The sequence below is a fragment of the Sorangium sp. So ce281 genome (assembly GCF_051527395.1).
GTDB lineage: Bacteria > Myxococcota_A > Polyangia > Polyangiales > Polyangiaceae > Sorangium > Sorangium cellulosum_B.
The window spans coordinates 11,217,095-11,239,856 of sequence record NZ_CP150322.1; the positions used below are offsets into that span (position 1 = coordinate 11,217,095).

A 22,762-nucleotide genomic window follows, 5' to 3' on the forward strand; every position below is an offset into this window, starting at 1 on the left:
CGCCGGGAGCGGGGCGCCCGCGCGCTACCCGATCGAGCGCAGCAGATGATCGAGCGCCCGGCGCTCCTCCGCGTCGGTGACCGACTTCAGCGCCCGGTTCACCTCGCCGACGGCGGCCGCCGCCAGCAGCGCGACGGCCGCCGGGTCGGGCGCCCCGCGCGCGCGCAGCCACGCGAGCGCTTCGTGCTCGGTGTTGACGACGATGTGGCTCCGGCTCGCGTCGTAACGGATCGGCCGCCCTGAGCGGCCCTCCACGACGGCGCGCACCGGGGACCCCTCGAGGTTCATCCGGACGATGGCCTCGTGGAGCGCGGCCGCGAGCGGGCTCCCGGCCGCCGCCTCCCGCCCCTCGGGCGTGGCGCCGGGCGCCGGCGTCGCCTCGCCGCCGAGCAGGCCGAGCACGCTGCGCCACAGCGCGATCGCCCAGGCCCGCGCGCCGCTCGAGTCGGGCGGCGCGTCCGCGGCGGGCGCCTCCGCGCCGCCCGTGGCCGCGATCGCCTCCGCGCCGCGGGCGCCCGCGGCGGGAGGGGCCGCGCTCGCGGCGGGGAGGCCCGTCCCGGAGGCGGGCCCGATCTCGGCCGCGAGCGCCGCGGCCGGGGCGGGCGTCGCCGCGAGGGCGCCGAGCTCGCGCAGCGCGCCGGGGGCGGCGCGGTGGCGCAGCACCTCGACCAGCGGCGAGCCGTCGTCGAGCAGCACGAACGGCGGCGCGCCGTCCGGGAAATCGCCGTCCGCGCTCCCCCGGCGATCGGTGATCCACAGGCAGCCGCTCGCCGCGAGCTCGGCGCGGACCGCCGCCGGGCCGACGCTCTCCCCGGAGGCCGTCCGCGCCGCGAGCTTGCCGCCGGAGAGGCGGCCGAGCAGGTGCAAGTTCCACAGGTACGGCGCCGCGGCCGCCTGATCCGAGAGCTCGGCCGCCATGGAGGCCGCGGCCTCCATGGCGAGCTCCGCGATGGCGTCCCAGCGCGCCTCGCGCAGCGGCCACACGAGGAGCCTCCCCTCGACCGGCGGGAGCGGGGCCACGCCGGTCGTCCCGGAGCCCACGCCCGTCCCGCAGCGCAGCGCGAGCGGGGTGAAGCCGCCGCCGTCGCGCTCCTCGCCGCCCCCGCGCTCCTCGCCGAGGATCGCCGCGGAGGGCGCGGCGACGAGCACCTCGGGCGCGCGCGGCCACCGCGCGGGCAGCCACAGCGCGCCGGTCACGAACAGCGGCCGGGGCCAGGTGGTGGCGACGTCGATCCACCGCGTCGCGAGCGCGTCGGCGGGCGGCGCGAGCCGGGCGCGCAGCCACCGCGCGGCGGCGTCGCGCACCGCCTGCCGGAGCGTCGACGCGTCCCCGCGGGCCATCAGCCCGTCGAAGGCGCGGTTCGGCTCGAGCGCGTCGTCGTTGACGGCCGCGCACAGGGGCCACCCGTCGCCGGCGTCGAGCGCGCAGAGCGGGCGGCGCCCCACGTGCACCGCGATGCCCGCCGCCCCGGCGTGCTCCGGGGCGAGCAGGCCGATCTCGCCGTGCGCGGGCGGCGCGCCCTCCTGCGCGCCGGCCGGCCGCTCGAACGGCAGGATCGCGAAGCACGCCGCGCGCGCGGCCGCGTCGAGGCCGACGGCGGCGAGCGGCGGCGCCGTGAGGCGCTCCTCGGCCGCGCGATCGCGCGCGACCGCGTCGGTGATGTCCTTGACGACCACGGCGGTCGCGAGCTGCAGCCGCTCGGGCCTGCTCAGCGCGAGGACCGGCCGCTCGTAGCGCTGCTTCGGGTAGGGCGGCGGCGTCGAGGTGCACAGCCACTCGGCGCGCGGGTCGCGCCGGAGGTCGTCGAGCGAGAAGAGGTTCCCCTCGATGTCGTGGAAGAGCCGCGCGCGCGCCGCCTCCGCGGCGACGCGCTTGCCCTGGCCCAGCGTCTTCAGGACCGCGCGGCGCGCGTGGCCCCGCGCGAACGGCGGCAGCTCGTCGAAGCGCGGCGCCAGCGCGATCAGGTGCCGGCCGGCGGCCTTCGCGAGGCGCGTCAGGATCGCGCGCGAGGCGTCCCTCGACGGGTCCGCCGCCCCGGCGCGCACGAGGAGGCGGAGCGGGATCGGCAGCTCCACCTCCACGCGCCGCTCCGCGCCGTCGGGGCCGACGAAGCGGGCGTCCGACACCGGCCCCTCGACGATCTCGATCTCGCCCTCGAGCCCCTGCACCCCGAGCGCGGCGGCGCTCACCCGCAGCAGCGGGTGCGAGGGCGCGCCCGGCAGCGCGAGCGGCGCGCGCGGCCGGGAAGCGGCCCCGCGCGGGCCCTGCTCCTGCTGCGCCTTGCCGGCGAGAGCGCGGCGCTCCTGCTCGGCCGCGGCGCGCTGCCGCCGCGCCGGCACGCCGCTCTGCGCCAGGAGGGCGCGCCCGCCGGCCCATCGCATCAGGGCCGCGCGCTCCCGCGGGCCGCGGACGACGAGGGGGTGCCAGGAGAGCGTCTCGAAGCCGGGCGCCGCGTCGAGCACCGGGATCGGCGCGGGCGCCGGGTGCGTCTCGTCGAGGGTCTCGAGCGAGCACCCGACCTCCTGGCCGCGCGCGTCGAGCATCCCGAGCAGCGGCAGGCGCCGGATGCGGGCGGCGAGCTCGCTCTCGGCCGCCTTGCGGGGCGCGCTTCCGGGCGCCCGCGCGCGCGCCTCGAGCGCGTGCGCGCTGTCGAGGAGGTAGGCGCTCACGCGGGCGTCCGGCCTGCCGCGCTCGCGGAGCGGATCGCCCCGCAGGCCGAGCCGCGCGCGCGCCGCGGCGTCGCCCTCCAGCGCCGCCACGAGCGCCTCGCAGAGCGCGCGCTCGACCGCGTGGACGGCGGCCGTGTTGCGCGGCGACAGGAGGCCGTCCCAGCCGCTGTTCGGCGCCGCCGCGTCGTCGTCGATCGCGATGGCGGCGGGGCCGAACAGCGGCGCGGCCTCCAGGGTGGCGAGGGGCCGCGACGCGTGGTGCCACACCTCCACCATCGCGTCGCTCGGCGTGGCGAGCGCGAGGAAGCCGGGGCCGCTGACCTCGAGGACCGGCGCGCCGCCGGGGAGCGCCGTGACCCTCTCCAGCGACGCCGCGAGCGCGCGCCGCCGCGCCGGTCCTCGCGCCGCGAGCTCGTCCTCGGTGAAGAGCCCCGGGCCGTAGGGGACGAGCTCGCGCTCCGGCAGCGCGGCGGCGAGCCAGTCGAGCTCGCGCTGCGAGACGGCGAGCACCGTCCTCCGGTCGGCCGCGCGCCCCCGCGCCCCGGGCGGCGCCGTGCAGAGGTCGCGCGCCGCCCGGGGGAGCGTGGAGAGGCCGCTCACGCTCACGAACCGCCCCGGCGTGAGCGTGGGCCAGATCCGCGCGTCCAGGAGGCCTCCGAAGCGCTCGGGGGCGAGGCCGTCGTCCGGGGACAGCGCCGCGCCGCCTCCGGGGCCGCCGGCCGCGGCGCCGAGGCGCGGAGGCGCGCAGAACACCGCCCCGATCGCGGCGCGCAGCGCGGGCCTCACGCGCGCGAGCTCGCTCTCGGGCGCGGGCGCGGATGTCGTCGAGCGCGCGCCTCGCAGAGCGTCGCCCGGGCCGAAGAGCCGCCTCGCCTCGCGGTCGGCCGCGGCGAGCGCGACCCTCAGCGCGTGGCGGACGGCGCGCCAGAAGCGCGCGTCGCGCTCGACCCCGTCGTACGCGAACCGCGGCCGCACGCGCCCCTTCCACGCGAGCGCGATCTCGACGGGCAAGGGGACGGCGGCGGGATCGAGCTCCACGGTCTCGAGGTGCCGCCCCTCCACGAACACCCGGACCTCCGCGCCGCGCGGGGGCTCGCGCGCGTCGGCGAAGACCGCGAGCTCGCCGCGGAGGCCGGCGAGCGGCCCCTCGTCCACCTGGAAGGCGTCGCGGAACGCGTGCTCCGGGGAGGGCGGCACGACGGGATCGCCGGTCGCGTGCAGGAGGAACGCCCTGCGGCGCTCGGCGCCGAGCTTCGCTTGCTCGATCATGGCCTCGGCGTCGGCGAGCGGGAGCCCGGCGAGCGCGCGCTCGACGAGACCCCCCGGGCTCCAGACCACGTCGCCGGCCCAGGGGGCGAGCTGCTTCGGGAGCCTCGCGTCGCCGCGGAACAGGAAGAGCCGCGGCGCATCGAGCGCGTCGAGCGCCGCGAGCGACGTCGGCCGCCCGTGCCCGTCGCGGAGCAGCGGGAGCTCGCGCACGGCCTGTGCCTCGGCGGGCAGCTCGGCGCCCGCCCGCGCCGCCCCGGTCGCGACGCAGGCGAAGGCCGCGAGCGCGTCCGCGAGCCGGCCGCGGTCCTCGTCGACGACGAGCGCGCCGTCGGGGACCGCGCCCTCGCCGCAGACGAGCGCGGCGAGGGCCTTGATGGCGTCGATCAGCGCGCCGGCCGCCGCCTCGCGGAGCCGCGCGCGGAGGGGCGCGTCCTCGCGCACCGCCGAGCGCGACGCGTTGGTGGGCAGCGCGTCCGCGTCGATGACGACGCGGACCGGGAGCTCGACGCCCTGGTAGGGCGCCGACGGGAACCGCGGGGCGAAGCTCCAGCGCTCGCGGACGAGCCGCACGCCGTGCTCGAGGAAGTCGGCGGCGGGGAGGCCGGAGGGGAGGGGCGTGGAGATGGGCGCGGCGAGGGGGCGCGAGCGGGGCGCCGAGCTGGCCGGACCTCCTGCGGGCTCGGGGGGCGCGACGATCTCCAGCGCGGCTCTGCGCGCGCCGCGCACGTGGAACGGCACGCGCACGAGCACCGCGAGATCGCCGCCCGGGAGAGCGCGGCGCAGCGGCTCGCCGGCGAGCGCGATCGGGATCGGGAAATCGCCGGTGGCCGCGGCGAGGTGCGCGAGCTCGGGCGGGCTATCGCCCGTGATCGCCCGGCGGAGCACCGACCAGCCGAGCCTCCGCCGCACCTCGATGCGCAGGCCGGCCGCGGGCATTCCGGGCGGCCTCGGGACCTCCTCGCAGGCGGGGCCGGCGGCCGGCGCGGGGGCCTCGGCGGGCGCCTCGAGCAGGGCGGGCGTGAAGCGCACGCGCGTGCAGCTCGCGCCGCTGGCCTCGCCGGACGGCCCCGTCGTGAGCAGGTCCACGCGCGCCGGGCGCAGCCCGAGCGCCGCGTTCACGCCGAGCGCGAGCAGGCGGAGCCTCCGGGACGCGGCGTCGGGCGCGGCGTTGAGCACGTGGTCGAGGAGGCGCGCCAGGGCGGGCCCGTCGGGCGGCTCTCCGTCGAAGGTCACGACGACGTCGTCGGCGTCGTACCGGAGATCGATCCGCGTCGCGCCCCCGGCCGCGGCGGCGCGGACGAGCTCGAGCAGGTAGAGGTCCAGGTCGACGAGCAGGTGCTCCCTGAGCTTCTGGACGGCGCGGCGGGCATCGACGCGGATCGCGCCGCGGGCGACGACCCGGCTCACCGCGGCGACCTCCTCGGCGCGGGGCGCGCGCCGCCTGCGGGCGCCTTCCCGCCGCGCGCCGCCCCCGCGCGCGGCGGCGGGCTCGCCGAGAGGTCGAGGAGCCGGTCGCTGTCCTCGGGATCGAGCGCCCCCTTGGCCTCGACGAGCAGCGCGCGGGCGAGCAGGTTGCCGGCGGTCACCGCGTCGACGGCGGCGCGCCGGCGCGCGAGGGCCACGGTGTCGCTCTCGACGTTGAGGTAGAGGGCGTGTCCGGGCGGGAAGCGCGCCGCGCGGCGCACGACCTCGCGCGCCGCGTGGCAGCTCTGCTCGGGCCCGGCGCGCTCCCCGCTCCCGGGCAGCAGGAACCCGCTGCGCTGGCGGAGGGCGCCCTCGACCTGGCAGAGGCTCACCCGGGCGACCCCGTGCCGGGCGCGCGCGAGCGCGTCGGCGATCACCTGGAGGAGCGCGGCGTCGGCGGCGCGGGCGCGTTTCGGCTCCTCGCGCTCCTCGCGCACGAGCAGGTAGGCGGCGTGCGCCTTCTCGACGCGCGCCGCCGGGAAGCACCGCTTCAGCAGCGCCCTGGTCGCGCGGTGGTTGCACAGCACGACGGGCAGCCCGCCGCGGGCCATGGCCGCGGTCAGCGCGTCGGCTCGCCTGGCCACGAGCAGCGGCTCGCGCCCTGGCGCGAGCGCCCGGAGCCCCGCGCGGCTCCGGTCGCCCGCGACGGGGCTCGCGAGCGGGAACGGGATCTCGTCCGGATCGAGCGCCGTCGGCGGCGACAGCGCCGCCTCCAGCATCGCCGCGTAGGCGGCCGCGCCCTCGGCCTCGCCGGCGGCTGCCGCGGCCGCGGCCTGCGGGAGGCGGGCGGCGAGCTCGCGCCGGAGCGGACCTTTGACGAGCTCGCGCACGCGCGCGATCGCGTCCCAGAACGCGTCGTCGCGGCGCACGTTATCGCGGCTCAGGGTGTGCTGGAGGTGGGGGCTCATCACCTTGAACCGCACGCCCGACAGCCCGCCGAAGAGCTCGTCCGCGGTCTCGAACAGCGTGAGCCCGCGGTTGTAGAACCCGGCGAAGCTCTGGCCGTGCTCGACGGCGGGGTCCCCGCTCGTGGGCTGCGCGAGGTGCTGAGCGCCGGCGGAGGGGCCGACCACGACGGTGGTCTCTTCCTCGACGGCGGTCACGGAGACGGGCGCTGCGACGGCGAGCGGCGCGTCGATGCGCAGCGCGCCCGTCCGGGAGCCCCCCTCGTGGTCTGCGATGCTCAGGGTGATCTCGCGGTCGGCGTGGCGGCACCAGCGGCGGAGCGCGGCGTGCGCGCGGCGCGCGTGCTCCACGAACGCCTCCCGGCCGAGCCGCTGGATCAGGGTCACGCGCGTGCCGCTGCCCTGGCGCGGTCCGGCGTCCTCGAGCTCGTAGCTCGTGTCGCTGTGCAGCCGGAGGAGCCAAGCCTCCCCGTCGCGCCACGTCTCGACGTCGACCTGCTCTGGCTGGAGGGCGAACACGGAGACGAAGCCGACGCCGTATTTCCCGATCTTCGTCGCGTCGCCTTCCTTCGACGAGCTGAAGAGGGTGAGCAGCGGCCCCTCGATGTCCTCGCGGCTCATGCCGCACCCGTCGTCGGTGACCGAGGTGGCGCACGCGCCGGGCAGCGCCTCGACGCGCACGGCGATCGTCCGCGCGCCGGCGTCCATGCCGTTCTGCACGAGCTCGCGCAGGAAGGCGTACGGGTCGGCGAACTGCTGCACCATGTCGGCGACCGGGCCCGGGGGCGGCGGCGGGGGCGCGGCGCGGTCCTCGCGAGAGGAGCGGTAGGGTGCCATGCGTCCTGCGAGGCTATCACACGGCGGGAGCCGCCGTTGGAAGGGCGCCTGCGGGGGCTGGAGGGGCGGAGTCTGTGCGAGCGGAGACCGGCCATATCGCAGGCGCAGGTGCGACAGGTGCAAAGCTTGAGGTGGAGAGAGCGGGGGAGACTCTGCGTCAGGACATGAGGCCGAGTACGAAGAGGGCGTCGGACCAGAGCGGCCAGAGCGTGCGGAAGGGGTGGGTGGCCAGCAGCAGGCCGCCGTTTGGAAGGCGCCGGACGTAGTAGGGCGAGTGGCGCTCGATGAACCGGACGTGTCTCCCCGTGGCGACGTTCACCTCGTAGGAGGCCTCGCCCTCCCTGGGCTCTTCGATGATCTCCTGGACGAGCTCGCGCGCGCGAGGCTCGACGGAGCGCCATGCTTCGTCCGGCACCGCCGAGGCTTCGAGCGCGTCGACCAGCGTAGCCGCCGGCATGGAGAGCGCCGCGAGCACCTGTTCGCGCGTGAGATCCTCGTCGCCTACGAGGCGGGCGCGTGGGACGCGCCGGATGGCGTCCGGGCGGGTCGACCGCTCGGCCCGCGATCGGGACGCATCGCGGTCGAGGCCCCAGTGCTCGCCGACGCGCTCGACGGCGCTCGCAACCCCGACGCGCGCCCCTCTGGGAGCGGCTTCGACGCGCGCATGTAGCGCGTCCAAGGACAAGCCCGCGGCGCGCTCCACGATGTCGCCGTCGTGGATGTGCACCCACGACAGGGCGAGATCGCGCGCGACCGTTGCGGCGTCGGCGTGGTAGGTCGCGCACGCCTCGACGGGTGCGGACCAGCTGAAGGCGGCCGAGCACGCGCCGGTCGTCACGCGGGGACGCGCGTCCGGCGCGCACAGGCCGAGCAGGATCTCCTCCATGTCCTGCTCGAATTGCATCGAGATCATCGCCGCCTCGGCCTCCACGGAGCGCACACCGTCGCCGATGGCGATCTCGAGGCAATATGGGTAGAGCCCCTTCCACTCGTAGGTGTGTATGCGCAGAGGGCCGCTGGCCCACCGGCGTTCGTGTTCTTCACCATAGCAGTCCAGGCTCAGACCATACCTGGCCAGCCATCTCCACTTCGTGCCGAAATCCACACAGATCTGCGAGCGTGCCTTGAAAGCGGGACGTGTCACCGCGATGACCTCGTCGAGGGGAACCCTGCTGCGCGACAGGTGTTCGGAGGATCCAGGCGTGGAGAGGCTGACATCGCAGAGTCCCCCCGGGTAGACGAGCGCGGAGAGGGCCGCCGCGAAGGCGTCGAACCGGTTCGCCTCGTCACACCACGCATAGAAATCGGGTCCCCGTTCACTCCGCGCTTGGTTCATATACCGACGCATCGAGAGCACCTATCTGACTTCCAGAGCTCCGATCACCGCTCTTCGCACGCCGCACCGCGAGACCACGCCGCGCGTCTCTTGCCGTGAAGAATAGCACAAGCTCAGCGCCTGGAGCATGTCACGGCGAAAGGCCCGCCCGTGTACCGCCGAGCCCGCAGGCACAAGGCAGCCGCTCCCCGTGATAAATTTCGGCACAACAACGCAATACTTCCGCACGAACCCGGTGATCCGGTTCTGCGCCTTCAGGAATGCGTTGGTCTCCGCGAGCGACACGCCCATCCGGTCGCGCAGCGCGATCTCCAGCGCCGCGCTGTTGGCCCGCCACGCCCGCACGTTCGCCACGAAGTCCGCCCGCGCGATCACCGCGCCCCCGCTCACGTCCTTCTCCAGCGCCGCGATCACGCCGTCCGCATACGCCGCATACGGGTCTCTCCCCTCCTCGAACGCCCCCTCCACCTCCGCGATGTCCGGCACCTCGACCCACGGCACCTCGCTCTCCCCGAGCGCGTACCCCCACGGATCGTCCGGGTTCCATCCCTCGGGGTTGGCCGTCGATGAAGACGGCTCTGCAAGGGCGGAGGACGGCTCCGAGAGAGCGGATGCCCACCCCCGGCCCGTGCTCGGCGCTCCGCGCCTGCGCGCGGTCCGCCCCTCCCAAATCGCGCGCTCCGCGCGCTCAGGGAGGGGGCGCCGTCTGGTACCTGCGGCCCGGGTGCGGAGTCCGGATAAGCGACGACGTCGCACGACCGGCATCAGGAGATCAGGTCGAGCAGGAAGAGAGCGTCCGCCCAGAGCGGCCAGAGCGTGCGGTAGGGGTGTGTCGCCAGCATGACACCGCCGCTCGGCAGACGCCGCACGTGGTAGGGGGCGTGGCGCTCGATGAACTGGACGTGCTTGCGCGAGGTGACGTCCGCCTCGTAGGTGGGCGCGCCCTCCTTCGTGGCTGCGATGGTCTCAAGGGCGGCCGATTCGACCGAGCGCCATGCGTCGTCCGGTACTGCGGAGGCTTCGAGCGCATCGAGGAGCAGGCTCGGAGGCATATCAAGCGCCTTGATGACGGTTTCGCGCGTGAGCTCGGCGTCTCCCTCAGTGACGGCGCGCGCTCCGCGACGAACAGCCTCGGCGCGCGTAGGCCGCATGTCTCTCGATGCCGATGCGGCCCAGTCCATCCGCATGTGCTGGCGCACGAGCTCGACGTCGCCTGCGATACCGACACGCGCCCCACGCGGAGCAGCGTCGATGCGCGCGCGCAGCGAGTCGAGCGACATGCCCGCCGTAGTTGGCGTTTTGTAACCCTCGTTCAGATGGATCCATGAGAGGGCGAGGTCGCGCGCGATCGACGCGACGTCAGCGTGGTAGGTCGCGCATGTCTCGACAGGGGCGCCCCAGTCCCCGACACCCACGCACGCGCCGGTCTTCACGCGCGCATGCACCTCCGGCGCGCAGAGGCGGATCAGGAGATCCTCGATGTCCTGCTGGACTTGCATCGACGCGACCGCCGCCTCGATCTCCACGCCGCCCAGGCGCCCGCCCAAGGCGATCTCGAGGCGCCACGGGAGCACATCCCTCCGGTCGAACGGCGACCCGCGCAGCGGGCCGGATGGGTACCGGCGCTCGTACTCCTCGCCGAAGCACTCGATGCCGAAGCAGGACCAACGCCCAGATCTCAGCTGCACTCCGAAGTCCACGGAGATGTGCGTATCCGCAGCAAAGGCGGCACGTGTCATCGTGACAACCTCGTCGATGAGAGCCGAGTGACGCCATGTCCTGGCAGGAGTGTCGAGCGAGCTAATGTCGACATCGCAGCGCCCCTGTGGGTGGACGAGGGCGACCAGGGCCGCCTCGAACGCCTCAACTCTGGCCGCCTCGTCACACCAGGCATAGAACCAAGGACCCGAATCGCTCATAGCTGGATGACCATCACCAGATTCTTGAACCCTTTGATGGTGATGCGCTCGCCCGTGCTCACCCTGACCAAGTAGCCGTTCACTATCTTCAGATCCTCGTTGTTGAGCGGCGCGCCCTTGGGCATGATCAGCTCGACCCTCTGGACATCTCCGGCGAGTCCCTTCTTCTTGATTGCCTCCAGTCCGTTCGTCAACTGCTTGAGCGCCTTATCGATGTCGATGCTCCCCTCCTCAATCGACTTCACCTCGGAGAGAGCGAGCGCGTTCCCCTTGGTGACCGACAGGAAATCGGGAGCCTTGGCAAGGTCGGTGCGAGGGGGTGACTGCTTCGGGATATCCAGCACTGTGCGCACGCCGTCATCCCCCACCCCGACGAGCGCCCGCCCGTCGTCCAGCATGAACTTGGCAGCCTCCTTCTCCATCGCGTCGAGCGGCTTGCTCGTGACCGCCCCGCGCAGCGTCTTGTACCAGGTGCGCCGCGGTGCGCGCAGCGCTGTGGCGAGCTCGTCGCCAAACTGCGCGATCTCCTCGGCAACCCGAATCGCATCCGGCGTCAGCCCGCCTGCGCGGCTGACCGCGCGCCACATCGGCCCGACCGCGCCGAGCCCGAACCCTATCCCCGAGAAGATCCGCTCCTCGGTGCTGAGCTCCTCCCCCGACGGCAAGCACCACGCCTTCCCGGTCACCGCCTCGCACAGATCGAGCGCCGGCCCGACCACCGGCACGAAGCCCACGCCGATGCGCGTCGTCGCGTGCACCAGCGTCTGCATCACGTCCGCGTACGCCCCGAACCCCTCGGCGACCGTCGACATCGCCCCCGCGAACGCGCTGATCGTCCGGTAGAGCTGCGTCTGCTCCAGGTCGAACCCGTCGCCTGTCCACAGGTTGAGGTTGTCCTTCATCTGGTCGGCGAGCGCGTCGAACCGCGGCTTCAGCACCGTATCGACCTGCGCCCGCAGGTCCGGCGGGATCGGCGAGTCCACGAACCAGTCCGACGCATCCATGAACTGCCGCACGAACCCGGTGATCCGGTTCTGCGCCTTCAGGAACGCGTTGGTCTCCGCGAGCGACACGCCCATCCGGTCGCGCAGCGCGATCTCCAGCGCCGCGCTGTTGGCCCGCCACGCCCGCACGTTCGCCACGAAGTCCGCCCGCGCGACCACCGCGCCCCCGCTCACGTCCTTCTCCAGCGCCGCGATCACGCCGTCCGCATACGCCGCGTACGGGTCTCTCCCCTCGTCGAACGCACCGTCCACCTCGGCGATGTCCGGCACCTCGACCCACGGCACCTCGCTCTCCCCGAGCGCGTACACCCACGGATCATCCGGATTCCACCCCTCGGCGCGCGCATCCTGCGTCGCGAGGTCCGCCACCTCGTCGGCCTGCGCCCCGAACTCGTCGATCAGCCGCCCGAGCTCGTCCTCCAGGTCGCTGACGCTCTTCTTCAGGTCGTCGACGAGCTGCTCCATCGCCGCCCGCGTCTCCGCGTCGACAACGTCCTTGTACCGGTCGAGGATCGCGTCGAGGTCGGTCCGCGAGATCTCGTCCAGCGGCCGGTTCACCAGGTCGTGCAGCTCCAGATCGAGCTGCCGCAGCAGGTCCATCCGCGCCCGGAGGTCCGCTATCTTGGCGGCGTTCCGGAGGATCGCCTCCATCAGCTTGCCGAGCGCGACCTCCAGCTCCGCGATGTCGCGCGCGAGCGCGGGGTTGATCTCCGCGAGGCCGAGGTCGGCCACGGTGCTGCCCTCGAAGCCGGCCCCATCGCGGCGGATGTCGAAGAGCGGCTTGTTGAGCCCGAGCGGCTCCGAGACGAGGTGCACCACGTCGTGCGCGTGGGTACACCAGTTGCCCCCGTTGACGGTGTGAACCCCGAAGTCGAACTGGTTGGCCCCCGTGCGGAGCAGCACCGAGTCGAACTCCGCCTCGAGCGTGTTGCTCCGAGAGCCGTCGCTTTCGAGCTGCAGCGCGCCCGGGATCCCGTAGGTGGGCAGGGGCGTCTGGTTCACCTCGAAGAGGGCGTCGCCCTCCGTCTCCAGCTCGCCGCTCGCGCACGAGTCGACATCCTGGCGGTTGCTCCAGAGGAGGGTGTACGGCGTGCCGGCCCACGTGAACGACGGCGCCAGCACCGCCAGCGCCGTGACAAGCGCGACGAGCTTCTGGACCACCACGGAGCTCCGGCCGCGCAGCGCGACGTCCTTCGAGCCTCTCATGTCCCCTCCGCCCCGCGCACGGCGGCGTCATACGCGATCGCGGCGCCCTTCACGTCGCCCGCGTCGAGCTTCGCCTGCGCCGCGTCGAGCTCCGCCGCGCCCATCCCCTGCTCCCGCAGCGCCGCGAGGCCCGCCGCGATCTTCTGCGGCAAGCCCGTCCTGAGCTCGGCCTCCGCGGCGTCGAACCGCCCTCGGAGCGCCGCGCACCCCGCCTCTCGCCACGAGGACGACGCCGTCTCGCAGAGCGGCCGCATCTGCACCAGCGCCAAGAGCTCCCCGCACCGCTCGGCCAAGAGCGGCAGCCCGAGCTTCTCGCTCATCGGCGGCGCCGCCGACAGCGCCGCCGCCCGCGCGCGCGCTCCCTCGCTGAACGCCTCCGAGGCCCGGCGGATCCGCGACCGCGCGCTCGCCTCGCGCGCCCCCTCGTCTGCCTCCAGCGCGACGAGCGCCTGCCGGCGCAGCGCGATGCCGCCGAGCAGCGCCGTCGCCGTCGCGTCGCTCCGGGCGACCCGCCGCTGCACATACCCCAGCATCGCGCTCAGCGAGCGCAGCGCCCCCGACGTCATGTCAGGCACCACCGCGCCGTGCGTCGCGAGGAATTCCTTGTGCGGCGCGATCGCCTCCTCGAACGAGACCGCGAGCGCCCGGAGCTCCGCCGACAGCGTCATCACCTCCGCGGCGAGCTCGCTCGGCGCGCGGCTCGCCTCGCGCGCCGCCGCGAGCACCGCCTGCTCCACGCCGTCGAGCCCTTCTATCGCCGCTCGCGACGCCTGCGCCGAGAGCGCCGCGTACGCCGCCGTCTCCGCCGCCTCGGTCGCGCGGTAGGCGGCGAAGCGCGCCGCCGCGCCCGCATACCTGGATCGCAGCGGCGCGCCCTCGTCCCTGGCGCGATCGAAGATGGCCTGCACGGCGGTCATCGCCTGCTTGTCCGCCGCGATCGCGGCGACGAGCGGCTCCCGCTCGGCGCTCGCCTTGCCGGTCATCGCCTCCTTGAAGTTGTCGGCCGCATGGATCGGCTCGGCCTGGAGGGCCTCCTCCTGCCTATCCCTGATCAGCCGGAGCAGCTTACCGAGCTCGCCGTGGAGCGTCGCCCGGAGCGACTCGGCGTGCTTCTGCTCGTCGCGCACATAGGACACGACCCGATCGACGGTGTCGAACCAGGCCCCGAGCTCCGCCTCGTTCGCGATGAGCTCCTCGGGCGTCACCCGACCCGACCACCGCGCCCACATGAAGATCGGCAGCTCGCCGTCCGCCTCGGCCTTGCTCCACGCGCTGGCCGGGCCCTCGCTCGCATCGACGCAGCGCTCGACGACGCCGGTGTTCGGAATCGCGCAGATCCTCCCGCTCAGGGGTTCGTCGTCGCGATCCCACAGGCACCCGGGCACGGTCGCACCAAGCACCAGGGCGGCAAGGGCCGCCGCAACGATCGTCGCCAATCGCACCGTTCTCATCTCATTGTCTCCACCCCGCGATTTTTCTCGCCCAAGCACGCTCGCGCGCCCGTTTCCCAGGTGCAAGCGTGCTCACGAAAGCGCTGGGACATTGCTCGGCCCTGGATCGCGCCCTCGTGCGCCATATCGTCCGTCGCCAACGCAAGGACCGTCGCCGGACCGGGGAGGTGTCCTCCGGTGCATCCGACGGGCGTCTGTGGTGACGCCATGGCCGTCCACCGAAGCGCAGGTGAAGCAGGGAGGTGCGGCGGTCGACGCTGGAGCCGTTCCACAGGCGACGAGCCCGGGGCGAGACGACGCTGGAGCCGCTCCACAAGCGACGAGCCCGGGGCGAGTCGACGCTGGAGCCGCTCCACAGGCGACGAGCCCAGAGCGAGACGACGCTGGAGCCGCTCCACAAGCGACGAGCCCGGGGCGAGACGACGCTGGAGCCGCTCCACAAGCGACGAGCCCGGGGCGAGACGACACGGGAGCCGTCAGAAAGGCGAGTTCCGGCGGCCCCGAGGCCGCCGATCGCTTCGGAAGGGCTGCGCCCGCGGCGAGGCCCGAGGGGAACGGTTCAGAGCGCGCTTTGCCGCGGGATCATCGCGTTTCCCGGCCGTGGCAGCGCGAGTTGGGGAGCGGAGGGGCCGCTTTCAGGCTCGGCCGGCGCGGACGGCGGTCAGTCGCCTTCGAGCGCTGGAGGCGATCCGGGCGAGGCGGGCGCCTCGGGGGGCGGCGCGTCGTCCTCCTCGGCCGCGGTCCGGCCGGGCCTGCGGCCGGAGGGGCGCACCTTGGCGGCGAGATCCTCCAGGCCGGCGAACGTGAAGCTCGCCGCGAGCAGCGCGGCGCCCTGGCCGAAGCTCCTGTCGCTCTTGCGCATGGCGTGCTGCTTCGCGCGCAGCGTGGCCTCCTTCTCGCGCTCCTCGGTCGCGACCTTCGCGAGCGCCTTCTTCAGCGCCGGCAGCTCGGCCGCGATCTCGTCGGCGAGCGCGGCGCGATCGAGCTTCATCGACGCGCGCCTCGGCTTCGGGAGCTTGATCTCCGCGTCCCGCAGGGCGCTCACGACCCCTTCGCCGGTCGTCACGAGCACGGAAGGGTCCTCGGCGACGGCCCCGTCCAGCCGCAGCTTGCGCAGGCCCGCCGGCCCGAACGCCGCGTCGACGGCGGCGCGCCCGTCGACGAGCACCGAGCGCAGCCGGGCGGCCGCCTCGTCGCGCGCCTCGCGGGGCGCGGCGTCGTCCGCGAGCTCTCGCTCGTGCGCGTCGTCGGCCGCCACGAGCGCGGCCGTGTCCGTGGCGAGCCGGCGCGCGACGAGGCGCATGAGCAACGCCACGTCGGGCATCTTCTCGCCGGACCTCAGGCAGGGCGCGAGCTCGCCCGCAATCCCCTTCGCGATCTCGTCGGCGTGCGTCTCGGCCGACGCGGCCACGGCGCGGCTGGACTTGTCCCTGTCGGTCACCAATTTCGACGCCATATCTATCCCTCCTTGTCGGGGAACGCGGCCAGAACGGCCGCAACATGGCCCGACAGGCTCGTTGATCCGCGAGCGCATCGCAAGCGCCGGCGAGAGCCGGAATGATGCTCGCCGCTGCCGGCTGGAGCTCCTCGGAGCGCGCGGCGCCGGGCGGCTCCGCGATCGCGACCCGCGGCGCGAGCTCTCTCCACCTTTGCACCGGCGCTGCGTTCACCTTCCTTCGCCCGTTCCCCGCCTGCTCCGGCGTCGATATCCTACCCGGCGCTTCCGGGTGGAATGGCTCCCCCACCACGCCTCGGTATCGACGGGAACCTGCTGCTTTCGTTATGCTTCCTGATCCAGCCCATGACTCGTCCCGAAGATGCTGCCCGGAAGAACATCGACGACGCGCTGACGGCTGCCGGCTGGGCCGTGCAGGACAGGCAGGTGATGAACCTCGACGCGGCGCATTGCGTCGCCGTCCGGGAGTTCCCGCTGAAGCGCGGTCACGGCTTCGCCGACTACCTGCTCTATGTCGACGGGGAGGCGGTCGGCGTGATCGAGGCGAAGGAGGTCGGCACCACGCTCACCGGTGTGGAGGGGCAGACCGAGAAGTACTCCGCCGGGCTTCCGGACCTCCTGCCGGCGCCGGACGTGATCGCAGGAGAGATCGTGGAGGACCTGCGGTCCGCCCTCGAGCAGTTCGAGACGGTGGAGGCCGATCTGAGGGCGCGAGCGTCGGCCGGAAGCACCTCGCCGTGACGACCTCGCTTCGTGACCCCACCCGGTCCGTCCCGGGGCATCCCCTCTGTGTGACCGCTCGCGACCGCTGAGCTACTCTGCCTTCGTCGCCGTCCTATACCGTCAACGAGAAGCCGCGGAGAGCCACGAAGGTCCAGCACCTGCACATGAAGCCGTTCCTGCGGACCGGCCGCGGGGTCGAGGTGGACGCCGGCGAGCGCGCGATCGCGGCACCTCGCGGGCTTCACCTCAGCCACGCCTGGTCGGTCGGCTTCAACGGGGCCGCCGCCTGCGCGGCGGAAGGTGGCCGACTTGAGAAAAGGGAAGCGTCCGGACAGGTAGGCCCCTACCGCCGCGCCCCGCGACAGGGCAGGCTGATCTCGGCATCACGCGGCGTTGCACTCCCCGGTCAAAGCCGCATCGACAAGCGAGCTCATCCATGGAATCCAGCCCGAACAACGATCTCTATGTTGCCGTTATCCTCTACGAGTCTTGGTCACCGGACCCGTCGTACACACCCATGTACGAAGAGTGCTTCGCGCTGGTGCGCGCCGAAAGTGAGGAGCAGGCACGCGCGCGCGCCGAGCAACACAGCCGTGCGCACGAGACGTGCTTCAACAATGCTCTAGGGCAGGAGATTCACTGGAGGCTGAAGCACGTTGTGGATGTAAGTCGTGTTCTTTCGGACACTCTTGATGACGGCGCGGACATCTACGCGCGGCACTTCAAGAGCTATGAGGCTTACCACGCGTTCGAGCCGTTGCTCGGCGGCAGCATCGACTGACAGGTGAATTGGAAGGGGCGGCGGACGTGATCGCCGGAGAGATCGTGGAGGACCTGCGGTCCGCCCTCGAGCACCGCACCTCTCACCACCTCTCCCGCTCCGGTCCACGCAAGCGGCGCCTTGCCGTCCTCGGCCCACCTCGCCGTAGCTCATTCAGCGGCGAGCCGGCTCACCGTCTTGCCGCGCAGCGCCCGCCACGCTAGCGCCCCCACCTCGTGGCGCGTTTCTCCCGGCTCAATCGCATGACGACCGCCTGGGAGCTCTTTCGCAGCCTGCTCCGTTCACGCTACACTTATCCTTCTCTGTTCGCTGAGGAGTCGTGAGACTGATGGAATCTGCCCCCAATGTGTTGCTCGGCGAGCTCTTCGCCCGCTCGCCCGATCTGCTCTTCATCGCCTCGGCCGACGGAGCGCTGCTCCACGGGAGCGGCGGACTCCGCGAGGCGCTGGGCCCCGGGGTCGAGGGGGGCGCGCGCCTCGCGGATCTCGCGCACCCGGACGATCGTGCCGCGCTCTCGGCGGCCTGGTCGTCGCTCCTTCAGAGGGACGAGCCCGTCTCGTTCAGCGTGCGCCTGCGCGACGGCGGCGGCGCCTACCGGGCGCTGTCGTGCAGCGCCAGCCGGTCGTCCGACCGGAGCGCCGTCCTCGGCTCGCTCCGCCCCGCGCCCGCGGCCGCCGCCGCCACCCCGATGACCGAGGACGAGCTGAGCACGCTCCGGCTCAAGGCGCGCATCGTCGACGGCCTCGCCGAGCACGTGGATCCCTTGACGATATGGGCGCTCGACGGCGACGGGATCTACCTCTATCACGACGGCAAGGCGGTCGCGAAGGCCGGGTTCACACGGGGGCAGCACGTCGGGCGCAGCGTGTACGACCTCTATGCGGCCTCCCCGGAGGCCGCCGCCGAGATGCGGAAATGGTACGACGGCGAGGTGCGCCGCGGTCGCGGCGAGGCGCACGGCGCCGACTGGGACACCTGGCTCATCCCGCTCCGCAGCGAGCCCGGCGGCAGCGTCGACGGCGTGCTCGGGGTCTCGCTCGACGTGTCGGACTCCAGGCTCGTCGAGAAGGAGCTGCGCATCCAGCTCGACCAGATCGCGGCGCAGCAGAAGGTGATCCGCGATCTCTCGACGCCGATCATCGAGGTCTGGGACGGCGTGCTCACGCTCCCCATGGTCGGCACGGTCGACAGCGTCCGCACGGCCGAGGTCATGGACAGCCTGCTCGCGCAGATCGTCGAGAAGCGGGCGCGCTTCGCCATCCTCGACCTCACCGGCGTGGAGGTCGTCGACACCCGGGTCGCGAGCCACCTCATCCAGCTCATCACCGCCATCCGCCTCCTCGGCGCGGACGGCATCGTCGCCGGCATCAAGCCGACGGTCGCCCAGACCATGGTCGCGCTCGGCCTCGACCTCACCCAGCTCAACACGCAACGCAACCTGCGCGCCGCCCTCAACTACGCCATCCGGGCCATGACAGGCGCCCAGGGCGCCTCCCACGGCGCAGGCCCCGCGCCCGGCAAGAAGCCCGCTCCCTGAGCGGCGCCATCGCTCGCCGCCCGGGGGGGCCGTGCGCGGCTCACTCGTCCACGAGATCGAAGACGATACCTCCCTGCGTCTTGATCCGGTGAGTCGACCGGTTCGCGCTGTTGACCGGCGAGGGTGTCAGCGGGTTGGGCGCGGCGCCCACGATGACCGGCCGATCCGGGTCGCCGTTCACGAAGGCGATGAGCACCTCGGTCCCCGGCTTGAGCGGGAAATGCGTGCCGTAGTTCGCTCCGGCGTGGTTCTGGAGCATGCGCACCGGCCTGGACGTCAGGCCGCCCGCAGCCCCCGTATCGAACAGGAACCGGACCATGTACCTGCCCTGATCGTCGATCTGCGCGTTGTTGCCCCCGCCCCCCGGCCCGGCGTCGACGATCCCCGTGACGACGCCGCCGATCCGGGGCGTCGGGGTGACGCGCGGCGGCCGGTACGTGTTCTTGCCCGGGATCGCGCGGAAGGTGTTCACGTAGCGCCGCGGCTCGTCTCTGCCGGTCAGCAGCGTCGCGCGGTGCTCCACCTCGACGAAGAGCAGGTCGAGCGACTCCAGGTTCGGGTGCCCTTCCAGCGTCGATCGCGCGCCCGCGCCGAGCCCGCACACCGCGCTCCTGCCCGCGTACACGAGCTGCGTCGCCTGCCGCTCCTCGGCCCGGACCTGCGCCAGCGCCTTCCCCTCCGCCGGCGTCTTGTAATGGCCGCCGTACTCGATCACGCCCCCCGCGTACCCCGTGGGGAGGACGTGCTCCGACGTCAGATCGAGCATCGGTTGCCGGTAGTTGTAGTCGCGGGCGACATACACGCTCGGCACCAGCCGCGATCTCGCCTCGAGCTCGAAGACGTCGCGCGTTTCATTGTGCTCGCGGAACTGGACGGACTCGGCGCCGGCCGCGGGCTCGAAGCCGGCGCCGTCGGTGAAGACCATCGTGTCCTGCCCGTCCTGGTGCTCGAAGAAGAAGCTGATCCCGGCGTGCTCGGCCAGGCGGCTGATGAAGGCGAGATCGGTCTCCTGGTACTGCACCACGAACTCCCGCGGCGCGTACGTGCCCGTCAGCCTGAGCTCCACGTCGCTCCCGCTCAGGCCCACGAGGTCGAGCTTTTGCTTGATGAGATCCGGCACCGCCTTGTTCATCGAGGTCTCCGTGGTCTCGACCAGCGCCAGCCGGTAGGCGCGCGGGACGATGTGCAGGCGGTACGCCCGGTGGTCGCGCAGGTTCGCGAGCATGTCGTGGACCTCCGCGACCATCCCGTGGACGCGCCGCACCTCGACCCTGTTCTGCTCGAAGACGATCGCGACGCTCTCGCCCGTGAAGGTCTGCCCGTCGACCCCGGCGTCGCTCGGACAGACCACCTCGACGTCGAACGTGAAGAGCTGGGAGATCGCTTCGCGCCCCGACAGCCTGCTCACCTGGAGGAGGTCGGACGAGAAGCCGGAGAGCTCGAGTCGAATGTTCAGCAAATCGGCGAGCCCGCTCGCCGTCCCCGTCGATCCCTCCTTCGTGACCTGGGAGAGGGTCTCCTGCCGAGGGGCGCTTGAAACGGCGAGCCTGCTCATCGTCGTCGTCGAACCATCGTTCGTGACGTGGGAGGGGGTCTCCTGCCGAGGGGCGTCTGAATCGGCGAGCCTACTCACCGTCTTCGTCGGTTCAACGTTCGTGACGGGGGAGAGGGGCTCCTGCCGAGGTGCGTCTGAAACGGCGAGCCTGCGCATCGTCGTCGTCGAACCATCGTTCGTGACGTGGGAGGGGGTCTCCTGCCGAGGGGCGTCTGAATCGGCGAGCCTGCGCACCGACCTCGTCGGTTCAAGTTTCGTGACGTGGGAGGGGGTCTCCTGCTGAGGGGCGTCTGAATCGGCGAGCCTGCGCACCGACCTCGTCGGTTCAAGTTTCGTGACGTGGGAGGGGGTCTCCTGCTGAGGGGCGTCTGAATCGGCGAGCCTGCGCACCGACCTCGTCGGTTCAAGTTTCGTGACGTGGGAGAGGGTCTCCTGCTGAGGGGCGCCAGAATCGGCGAGCCTACTCACCGTCTCCGTCGGTTCAACGTTCGTGACGTGGGAGAGGGTCTCCTGCTGAGGGGCGTCTGAATCGGCGAGCCTGCTCGCGGTCCTCGTCGAATCATCGTCCGTGACGTGGGAGAGGGTCTCCTGCTGAGGGGCATCTGAATCGGAGGGGCTGCGCGTCGTCATCGTCGATCCATCCTTCGTGACGTGGGGGAGGGGCTCCTGCTGAGGGGCGCCTCGCCCGCGGGCGCCCCTCACGCTCGTCGATGCGGGCTCGGCGAGCTACCGTTTGCGATCGAAGCGCTCGTAAAGGCTCCTCTTCAAGGCGGGGGAAGGGGTCGGCAGCGCGGGGCGCTCGGGCGGTGGAGGCGGCGGCCTGCGGGGCGGCGGGGCCGGCGGCGGCTCGTCCGCCTCGGGGGAGCGCGCAGGCGAGGCGCTCAGCGTTGGCCTCGGCGGGGGAGGCGGCTCCGGCAGCAGCGGCTCCGGAGGTGGCGCCGCCGGCTCAGGAGCCGGGAGCGGCGCTGCCGCCGTTTCTGGCGCTTCCACGGCGGCTGGCACGAGCGCAGGGGGGGCCGCGAGCGCGCCGGCGCCGGAGGGGCCGGGCGCGCCGGCGACCGGCTCCCAGTCGTCTTCCATCGCGAGCGCGAGCGTGCCAGAGCCCGCGCGCTCCTCCGCCGTGACCGGCTCCCGGCTGATCATCGAGGGAGGCAGCGCGCCGCCCGGGGGCGCCGGCTGGAACGGGAGCGCGGGCTGGTCCGTCGCGCCGGCGTCCTCCTCGGGCAGCAGCGCCAGCGTCGCGGCGGGAGACCCCTTCGGCCCTTCTTCCACCGAGGAGATCGAGAGGGTCCCCGTGTCGACCCGCGGCCCGTGCGCGCCCTCGGCCGGCCCGGCGATGTCGCCGGGAGCCGACCCGGGGCGGAACGGCGTCGCCGCCGCCGAGGCGAGGGCAGCGGCCACCGCGCCAGCGTCCGAGAGGCTCACCGTGCGCGCCCCGGCGGCCGGCGCGGCCTGGGTCGCGCCCAGGGGGTCGCCGCCGTCGCCGTCGCCTCCCACGCCGCGCGCGCGGCCAGCCGCGTCGGCTGCCTTCGCGAGATCCTGGGCCGCGATGCCCTGCTCCGCCGGCAGCTCGGGCCACTCGAGCGGCTCGCCGGGGAGCTCGACCCCCGCCACGAGGGTGGCCGCCGCGAGGGCGGCCTCGTCGGGGACGACCAGGCTGCCCCGGAAGACGAGGGTGCAGCGCTGCTCGTCGCCGTCGATGCGCAGAATGTCCGCGTTCAGCTCGAGCGGGTGGCCCTCGCCCACGCCGAAGGCGGAGAGGCCGTGGACGCGCGCCCGGCCGCGCGCCTCGGGCAGCCGCGTCCGGAGCCGCGGCAGCGTGGGGTGGAGCCCGTGGAGCTCGATCCACTCGCCGCCGCGCAGGTAACGCGTCCGCTGATCGGGGGGCGCCGCCTGGTAATACGCCCACTCGAAGGGATCGGGGATCTCGGCGATGGCGGCGTCGAGCGCCTTGCGGGGCGTGGCCCCGAGCAGCCGCCTGCGCGCGGGCCAGGCGCGCGCGATGGGCCCGAAGCCGGCCGCGCGCCCCGGCTGGAGGGGATCGACGATGTTCGCCTCGGGCTCGGACGCGTCGCCCGTCGCCTGCACGCCGAGGAAGTTCTCCTGGTCGTTCTCGCCGCGGAGCGCCCGCTCGTACACGAGCGGCATCCGCTGGAACCCGGCCCTGTCCTTGACCAGGAGCTCCTTGTCGAGGAGGGGCCCGCCCTCATCGGAGATCGCGAGTCGCACGGGCAAGGCGTGCACGGGCGCGCCGGGCGGCGGCGCGTGGGCGTGGCCGGTGAAGAGCACGTCGGCGCGCTCCAGGTGCGGCGCCAGATCGCTCGTGAGCCGGACGCTCCGCCCAGGGTTGTTGCCGTGATGGACCTCCCCGTGGACGACCTGCTGCGGCTCGACCCTGGGCATCTCCGCGTCCGCCGCGAAGGCGAAGGTGGCCTTGACGATGACGGTGATGTGGAGCTCGCCCCGGCTGCGCCACGCGACGGCGGCGGCGGCGGCTCCGTCCAGCGGCGTGACCCTCACGGGCCCGGTCGCGCCGCTCGTCCCACGGTTCATCGCGCTCTTCGTCGCGCCCATCATCGCGCTCTTCGTCGCACCGTTCGCCATTCCGCGGCGTTATAGCACGGCGCTCGTCACGAACTTGCCGCCGCA

Annotated in this window: 13 protein-coding genes and 1 pseudogene; 4 read left to right on the forward strand and 10 right to left on the reverse strand. The window is 73.4% G+C overall.

Annotated elements, in window-relative coordinates; all coding sequences use genetic code 11:
- Positions 1-24: 24 nt before the first annotated feature.
- The 8 genes and pseudogenes from WMF27_RS43065 to WMF27_RS43100 form a co-directional block, all read right to left on the reverse strand.
- A complete protein-coding gene (locus WMF27_RS43065; RefSeq protein WP_437763061.1) occupies positions 25-5,346 on the reverse strand; it encodes a hypothetical protein in 5,322 nt (1,773 codons plus the stop codon).
- A complete protein-coding gene (locus WMF27_RS43070) occupies positions 5,343-7,145 on the reverse strand; it encodes an ATP-binding protein (protein WP_437763060.1) in 1,803 nt (600 codons plus the stop codon). Before WMF27_RS43070 ends, WMF27_RS43065 begins: the two co-directional genes overlap by 4 nt.
- Positions 7,146-7,302: 157 nt before the next feature.
- Positions 7,303-8,481, reverse strand: a complete 1,179-nt coding sequence (locus WMF27_RS43075) for a hypothetical protein (protein ID WP_437763059.1) — start codon at positions 8,479-8,481, stop codon at positions 7,303-7,305.
- A 216-nt stretch (positions 8,482-8,697) separates the two neighbouring features.
- A pseudogene (locus WMF27_RS43080) lies at positions 8,698-9,042 on the reverse strand (hypothetical protein); the annotation flags it as partial.
- A gap of 203 nt (positions 9,043-9,245) precedes the next feature.
- Positions 9,246-10,400 (reverse strand): hypothetical protein, encoded by a 1,155-nt coding sequence (locus tag WMF27_RS43085; protein ID WP_437763058.1) that lies wholly within the window; start codon positions 10,398-10,400, stop codon positions 9,246-9,248.
- A complete protein-coding gene (locus WMF27_RS43090; RefSeq protein ID WP_437763057.1) occupies positions 10,397-12,610 on the reverse strand; it encodes a hypothetical protein in 2,214 nt (737 codons plus the stop codon). Before WMF27_RS43090 ends, WMF27_RS43085 begins: the two co-directional genes overlap by 4 nt.
- Positions 12,607-14,061, reverse strand: coding sequence for a hypothetical protein (locus tag WMF27_RS43095; protein ID WP_437943557.1), 1,455 nt, complete (start codon positions 14,059-14,061; stop codon positions 12,607-12,609). Before WMF27_RS43095 ends, WMF27_RS43090 begins: the two co-directional genes overlap by 4 nt.
- 661 nt (positions 14,062-14,722) lie before the next feature.
- Positions 14,723-15,517 (reverse strand): hypothetical protein, encoded by a 795-nt coding sequence (locus WMF27_RS43100; protein ID WP_437763056.1) that lies wholly within the window; start codon positions 15,515-15,517, stop codon positions 14,723-14,725.
- A 345-nt stretch (positions 15,518-15,862) separates the two neighbouring features.
- On the opposite strand from WMF27_RS43100, the gene WMF27_RS43105 reads away from it, so the two are divergent.
- The 3 genes from WMF27_RS43105 to WMF27_RS43115 all read left to right on the forward strand — a co-directional run bounded on the left by WMF27_RS43105 (position 15,863) and on the right by WMF27_RS43115 (position 18,558).
- Entirely contained in the window at positions 15,863-16,258 is a 396-nt protein-coding gene (locus WMF27_RS43105) for a hypothetical protein (RefSeq protein WP_437763055.1), read from the forward strand.
- Between the two features lie 418 nt (positions 16,259-16,676).
- Positions 16,677-17,021 carry a DUF4288 domain-containing protein gene (locus WMF27_RS43110; RefSeq protein WP_437763054.1) on the forward strand — a complete coding sequence of 115 codons (345 nt, stop codon included), beginning with the start codon at positions 16,677-16,679 and terminating at the stop codon, positions 17,019-17,021.
- Positions 17,022-17,349: 328 nt separating this feature from the next.
- Positions 17,350-18,558 carry an STAS domain-containing protein gene (locus WMF27_RS43115; RefSeq protein WP_437763053.1) on the forward strand — a complete coding sequence of 403 codons (1,209 nt, stop codon included), beginning with the start codon at positions 17,350-17,352 and terminating at the stop codon, positions 18,556-18,558.
- Positions 18,559-18,598: 40 nt separating this feature from the next.
- Here the strand turns inward: WMF27_RS43115 and WMF27_RS43120 are convergent, their stop codons facing one another.
- Positions 18,599-20,017 (reverse strand): type VI secretion system Vgr family protein, encoded by a 1,419-nt coding sequence (locus WMF27_RS43120; protein WP_437763052.1) that lies wholly within the window; start codon positions 20,015-20,017, stop codon positions 18,599-18,601.
- On the opposite strand from WMF27_RS43120, the gene WMF27_RS43125 reads away from it, so the two are divergent.
- Entirely contained in the window at positions 20,007-20,396 is a 390-nt protein-coding gene (locus WMF27_RS43125) for a hypothetical protein (RefSeq protein ID WP_437763051.1), read from the forward strand. The two genes, WMF27_RS43120 and WMF27_RS43125, sit on opposite strands and share 11 nt — an antisense overlap.
- Before the next feature lie 443 nt (positions 20,397-20,839).
- Here WMF27_RS43125 and WMF27_RS43130 read toward each other — a convergent pair whose 3' ends face one another.
- Positions 20,840-22,717, reverse strand: a complete 1,878-nt coding sequence (locus WMF27_RS43130) for a DUF2169 family type VI secretion system accessory protein (protein ID WP_437763050.1) — start codon at positions 22,715-22,717, stop codon at positions 20,840-20,842.
- Positions 22,718-22,762: the final 45 nt, after the last annotated feature.